This window comes from Mesorhizobium sp. (assembly GCF_004962925.1).
GTDB lineage: Bacteria > Pseudomonadota > Alphaproteobacteria > Rhizobiales > Rhizobiaceae > Mesorhizobium.
Genome location: NZ_SUEO01000096.1, coordinates 9061 through 10078 on the forward strand (window position 1 = coordinate 9061; position 1018 = coordinate 10078).

General features: G+C 65.3%; 2 protein-coding genes. Both read right to left on the minus strand.

Annotated elements, in window-relative coordinates; genetic code table 11:
* The coding region (locus E5W87_RS19200; protein WP_292400809.1) for a DUF2934 domain-containing protein at positions 1-163 on the minus strand (163 nt) is incomplete at its 3' end.
* Between the two features lie 122 nt (positions 164-285).
* On the minus strand, positions 286-1018 hold a 733-nt coding region (locus tag E5W87_RS19205; RefSeq protein WP_367118840.1), incomplete at its 5' end, for a BA14K family protein.

The following is a 1018-nucleotide window of genomic DNA, read 5'->3' on the forward strand; positions in this document are numbered from 1 at the left end:
TGAAGGCCGGATCCATGGCGATCCCGAGCGGCAGGGCTGCCTCCCTGTCGATCTCGGCCTCGGCCCGGTGCCAGTGCCGCTCGGGATCGCCATGGATCCGGCCTTCACGTTCCCAGATCTGGTATGCGCGCTCACGAATCTTGTCTTCCCGGTCGTCGCCCATGTTGATTTCTCCTTTGGGTATCGGATGAACGCCGCGCCAACCCGAACGATCCAAGAAATCTGCGTGATCGTTGGGTGGGGTCGCACAAGGCGCCATGCACTGCAGCCGCCAGCCCGCCCTGCCTACTCGCACTGCCTGCGTGGGCCGCCGGAGTAAGGCTGATAGCTGTTGTCTTCCGGCCGGTAGGAGCGGTAGCGGCTGAAGCAATATTGCACGTGGTCGGGCGGAAGCCAGGCGGCGCCGGCTTCCTGCGACGGAACGTAGCCATCCATTGGCAACGTGTCGATCGCTTCGACATAGCTGGCGCCATCGTCGGGAGGCTGTGCGGTGCGCTCGGCAGCGCCCGCATCGAGATAGGGCGAGATGCAGGGGCGCTGCTCTCCGCTGTAGGACGTGTAGTGGTCGTCGCTTGGCCTGTAGGAGCGGTAGTGGCTGGCGCACCATTCCGCATGGCCGGCCGGCACCATCTGCTGTTCGTCCGCCTGCCGCTCGTCCGCTGGCGGCTGGATAGAGCCGGTAACGATGGGCGCCGAAGCCGCGGCATCGGCTGGTTTCGAGCTGTGATCAACTGGGCGGGCAGGAAGGCGTTCAAGACGCTGCGAAGCAGGGTCCACCTTCCGCGGTTCCCTCGGCCACAGTTCGGTGACGCTGGAGGTCGGGGCGACCTGCCGCACCGGCTCGGCAATGAGAAGCCAGACGGCGAAGGCCAGTCCGCTGGCGAAAACCGCAAGCGTCAGCACGAAGCCGCCAAGTACCGCCGATAGAGCTTTCACCCTGCGCTCCTTTGCCCCTCCATCTCTAAAATGCGAGGCATTGGATCCGGTTCCAACCAGGCGCGGCACGAGCTCCCGCGCT